8 protein-coding genes are annotated in these 4,837 nt (G+C 34.4%); 6 read left to right on the forward strand and 2 right to left on the reverse strand.

All coding sequences use genetic code 11. The features are described 5' to 3' along the window. The first annotated feature begins 127 nt into the window (after positions 1-127). On the forward strand, positions 128-781 hold the full coding sequence (locus C200_RS07925) for a POT-type proton-dependent oligopeptide transporter (protein ID WP_016210964.1): 654 nt from the start codon (positions 128-130) through the stop codon (positions 779-781). 20 nt (positions 782-801) lie between these two features. On the opposite strand, the gene C200_RS07930 is transcribed toward C200_RS07925, so the two are convergent. Both C200_RS07930 and C200_RS07935 read right to left on the reverse strand, forming a co-directional pair. Next, positions 802-1,530 (reverse strand): ester cyclase, encoded by a 729-nt coding sequence (locus C200_RS07930; RefSeq protein ID WP_032126987.1) that lies wholly within the window; start codon positions 1,528-1,530, stop codon positions 802-804. Between the two features lie 73 nt (positions 1,531-1,603). Next, entirely contained in the window at positions 1,604-2,359 is a 756-nt protein-coding gene (locus tag C200_RS07935) for a class I SAM-dependent methyltransferase (protein ID WP_016210971.1), read from the reverse strand. Positions 2,360-2,521: 162 nt separating this feature from the next. Here C200_RS07935 and C200_RS07940 point away from each other — a divergent pair, with 162 nt between their 5' ends. From C200_RS07940 to C200_RS07960, 5 genes are all read left to right on the forward strand, one after another. Continuing rightward, positions 2,522-2,731, forward strand: coding sequence for a hypothetical protein (locus C200_RS07940; RefSeq protein WP_016210967.1), 210 nt, complete (start codon positions 2,522-2,524; stop codon positions 2,729-2,731). Between the two features lie 8 nt (positions 2,732-2,739). After that, positions 2,740-3,045, forward strand: coding sequence for a hypothetical protein (locus C200_RS07945; protein ID WP_016210958.1), 306 nt, complete (start codon positions 2,740-2,742; stop codon positions 3,043-3,045). A gap of 153 nt (positions 3,046-3,198) precedes the next feature. Further along, on the forward strand, positions 3,199-3,498 hold the full coding sequence (locus tag C200_RS07950) for a hypothetical protein (RefSeq protein ID WP_016210976.1): 300 nt from the start codon (positions 3,199-3,201) through the stop codon (positions 3,496-3,498). A 46-nt stretch (positions 3,499-3,544) separates the two neighbouring features. After that, a complete protein-coding gene (locus tag C200_RS07955) occupies positions 3,545-4,360 on the forward strand; it encodes a hypothetical protein (RefSeq protein ID WP_016210962.1) in 816 nt (271 codons plus the stop codon). A 22-nt stretch (positions 4,361-4,382) separates the two neighbouring features. Next, the coding region (locus C200_RS07960; protein WP_033923725.1) for a hypothetical protein at positions 4,383-4,837 on the forward strand (455 nt) is incomplete at its 3' end.

The following is a 4,837-nucleotide window of genomic DNA, read 5'->3' on the forward strand; positions in this document are numbered from 1 at the left end:
AGCGAGTTTGAATTATGCCCAACTAATCATGTTTTTTTAGAGTATTTGATGGCGGCTTAGTATAGAGTAGTGTTGCACTTCAGATGACGGAGGGCGATTATTATTTTACTTTTACACCTTTTATAAGATGGCTATAAGTGATAAACAAAGAAAATCTATTTTACAGTATTTTGTTTGTTGTATGTATAGTGTTGTGTTTTGGACTGTAGCCACATTAGCCCAAACAAGCGTTACAATTTTTACACAAAATAATCTAGATCGTTATATCTTTGGATTTGAATTTCCTTCTGGTTCTGTTATTGCATTTTGGTATGGTAGTATGATTTTAGCTATTTTTGTAATATCTGTTTTCATTAGAAACAAAGATATTATTAAAAACTTGGTACTTGGGTTAATTACTACAACTTTAGCATGTATGACAATTTTTTCCGCCGTCTATATAAGGGGAATTTATAATCATGTGCCTTTTATATCAATTGTTATTTTTTACCTATTTTTAGGTTTTGGAGAAGTATTTGTGCAACCTACTGGGAATGCTGCGGCTGGTGAGTTTATGCCAGAGAATAGGAGAGGGATTGCCCTTGGAATATGGCAATTTTCTGGAGGGTTAGGCGTTGCTTTATCTGGTTATTTAGCTAATTTAACGGTAAACGATAATTTAAGTAGGCTTTCAGATAGTAACTTAATTTACAGTAAAATCTATATGGAGATAGGAGTTACTTGCTTAGCACTTACTTTAATTTTATATGTCGTATCAAGAAACTTGCAGGCAAAAATTTAGATTTTGTAGCGTAGCATACGCTACGCTTTCATAGTGTGAACACACTCAGTCATAACGTGTTCTAAACTATTTTCTTTGATAAAGTCAAAGACCTCTTTTTTCTTGTAACATCCGAGGTTGTTCTTTACTACCTCTAAATGATCCTTTACAGTATCCGGAGATTTTTCTAGGAACTTTGCTATTTTCTTAACAGAATAACCATTAAACCATAAGGATAAGCATTCCAGCTGTTTTGCACGTATTGTAAGATCATATTCTTTTAATTTACCTAGTGTCTTTGAAAAATAATAGCTTTGATCCCGTGTGATCATAGGTTTATCTATATAGAGACTTAAACACTCTTTTGATGTATCTATTAGTTGACTCATTATTTGAGTAATATCAGATGATACCGTGTAATGTGAGATTTTGCCTTTATTACTATAATAAACACATGTTACAACGAACTTAACTTTTTTTCCTGTGGCCTTAATTCCTTTAAAAGTTCCTAAGTGTTTAACTGTTTCTTCAAATCTTATCAAAGTACATTCCGGGCTAAGGATTACACATTCAATGACTTTAAAGTCGATCCCGCTGAATAAGCTAAACCAATTACGGTAACTGTCTTTGATGCCTTCGGGACCTATTTTTACCCCAAACTCAGTTGTATTTATGCTCGTATCAAGCAGTAAATCATCTACAATTGATAACTCTTGATCACGTAATGTTATATTTAAGTACTCAATAAGTGCTTTTTTATTTAACATCATTTGCTTCCATTGCTTATGAAGAGTAGATTTTACACTCATTTCATAATGAAAAGGAAGGTAGCCACTGTATTAATTATTTTGGATGAATATATAGAAAATCTAATTCTATTTCTAATACATAGTTTCCAGCCTTATTTTTAAGGCTAATAACATAAGCTTTAATTAATTCATCTAACCGTTTTTTATCTTGGTTGCTCATTTTGGTATATTGTTCAGGGCTTAAAGCATCCTCTAATACTGAAAATCTAGTAATTTCAAAGATGTCTTCGAATGACTTTGAGTAATAATGGCCATAGCTTTGTTCTATAGTGTACTGATATCCCTCTTCATCAAAGAAAGCTTTAAGTGGTCCGCTATTTTGATAATGTGAATTTATATAAGAGCATAATTCATAATGTTTACCTCTATTTGCTCCTATAACTATCACTGCAATACCATCAGGTGCTGTTAATTCCATAACTTTATTAATAAACATCGGCCACTCTATAAGAGGAACATGATAGAGCATGTGACAACAGAGAACGAAACTGAATTGTTCTTTTATATCCGCATCTTGAAATTTTGACTGTAAAACTTCATAGCCTTCTTTTTTAAGTTGATTAAAATAATTTTCTTTTGGCTCTATAGCTAGAGAATATTTAAATATTGGTGAAAATTTTTTTAATAATTTTCCAGGGCCTGCACCAATATCTAAAAAGCTTTTTTTAACTCCTATCTTAGGTAATGCATTTTTATTAATGGATTCAATAATTACTTCTTTATTTTTTGTAAATCTATTTAAAATGTTAAATATTTTTTCATATTCTATATTTTTATGAGTTGTTTCCATTAATTGAACCTTCTATATAATTGTTTTGAAAGAAATTGTCGCATATTAAAAACACTAATTACACCCCCTTTTTTTATGGGTGATACCCCTCTTTTTTTTATGAAAAAATATGATCATTAGTTAAGCAATCATTTAGATAAACAGATATTAAGGAAAAAAATAGTGAAATCATCAAGCATTATATCTGCATACAGCAAAGCATGTAGGTATATTATCAATCCCGATAAAAACAACACGAATGACCCTGCTATTAAACTTGCAGCACGTAAAACCTGGGGGCGGTCAGGGAAGTTAAGTCAAAACTCTATCAGCTCTTTTACTATCTTTCATTATGCTTATCAAGACGCCTTAAAGATCTACTCACCGGAATAGGATATCCCATGGATAAAAAACAAGCTAAAGCAATAGCTGACGCTATTGTTAACGAGGACGTTTTGCCTTTTTTAAAATCATTACAGCCTAAAATGGTCAGTGATGAGGTGTTTTTAGCCTTTTGTCAGATGGTTATTTTAACATTGACCAATACCATGTATAAATTTTGTGATGATTTTGAGGAGTTTGAAAATAAACCGTTATGGGTAGATAGCGTTAAAAAAAGCCTTCACCAAGGGATTGATAAATGCTTTCCTGCCAGCCTTTTAATTTCTCAAAATTACACCAGTGATTCACTGCAAAAAACCCACTAAAATAGCCTGTTTATGGAAAATGTAACCGGCGGTTACTATTTGCTAGAAAAACATGCAAATTAACGTTAAAAACATGCACTTAATGTAACCGCTGGTTATCACACCTTTCATCAATATTCATTTAAAATAGATATATTCATCAAGGAGTTTTGAATGATTGATACGGCAACAGATTTAGACAGTTATGAATACATTCTTAACCACTATGGTTTAGAGTCCTTGGAAAAAATAGGGTATGAAACGGGTAAGAGTGTTAATGCAATTAAACAGATAGTTGCAAGATTAAAAAGCAGGGGAGAGTTAGCAAAAAATGAAAAGGAACACGCCACAATGCTTTTAAATGAAAAAAAGGAAGAAATCCAGGTATTACAGGCAACCGTTAAGTTTTATCAGTCGGCTTGCAAAGAGTTTACTTTGTTGTCTGACATTGTTCTAAAACAGATCAATAGCTAAAAAAATTACATAAAAGTTAATTTCGGTAATTTAAGGATAGGGAAAGATGGCGGTTGTTAGTGAAGAAATGATTAGACGAGTTGGCTTGGATGAGGCTTATTTTATTAGCTGCTTGTTGTCATACATTAAAAAACACAAAGAAGAAAAACGGCATTTTTATGAAGGGCGGACATGGAACCGCTCAACGTGTGAAGGACTAGCTGAATCATTAGCCGTGAATTGGTCGGCTGATAAAATTGGCAGAGTGACCCGTTCGTTGATTAAAAAAGGCATTTTGATCAAGGGCAATCATAACAACATTTCGTATGATAGAACCACGTGGATTACCTTTGTTAATGAGCGTGAAATCTTCAATTTTCATAGTTATCACTTTGAAGATTACTTAAATAAAAAACAGCAAGAAATATCGCCTTTAAAAGTACAAAAAGAGTCACAGAGTGAGGAAACACAACATTTTGCAAATTTGCAGAATGGAAGTTGCACAGATGCAGAATCGATTCTGCACGTATGCGGTGACTATACCAATCCCAATACAACAATCCCAATACAGTATAGAGAGAGAGGGGAACCCTCACAAAAAGACCCCTTTGATTTTGAATTTACCGAAACCCAAAAAGAAATAGCTAACTCCAAAAACATTGATATTAATTTTGAGTTTAAAGTTTTTAAGGATTATTGGCAGGCAGACAAGTTACCTAAAAAATTCAGCGCTTCACGACGCTTTTCAACCTGGTTACACAATGCAAGATCACGGAGTACAAGCAATGCAAACAATCTCACGACTCAACAGCAGCTCAAGCAACACCTTAAGGACCTTGAAGAAACAGGGCCGAGTCCAGACTTTAGACCGAGCGAGTACTGAGGCTAGAGGTCCAAGCTTAGAAATGAAAAAGTTTATTGAGCGCTTAGGTGAGATCAAGCCAGGGTTCACCAAGGGGAAGAGCAGGGATGAAATAGCTCAATTAGCGCTTGATTGGGAGAATATCGTAAGAAGTTTTCCCAAGCAGGTGCTTAAGGCAGTGAATAACATGTTGCTAGAAGCGAGCTCACATTATGCGCCAAACCCTGGAGAGTATCGAGAAATGTGTTTTAAGGTGAAACCTGAAGAGCTCGGCTACACGAACACCAAGCAAGCTTATGCCGAGTGTTATTTAAATATTCGCCAGCGCCACAAAGTCACTCAGCCGCGTCATTGGTCACATGCAACGGTCTTTATCGCCTCAGAGGCGCTTAGAGCACAGAACTATGCTTGTGGCATAAGTGAGTATCGATATTTCGAGAAAAGCTATTTAAAGGCCGTTTACCGCGATTTAAACGATGAACGCTTGCCATATCCTCC

This window comes from Piscirickettsia salmonis LF-89 = ATCC VR-1361 (assembly GCF_000297215.2).
Classification (GTDB): Bacteria; Pseudomonadota; Gammaproteobacteria; order Piscirickettsiales; family Piscirickettsiaceae; genus Piscirickettsia; species Piscirickettsia salmonis.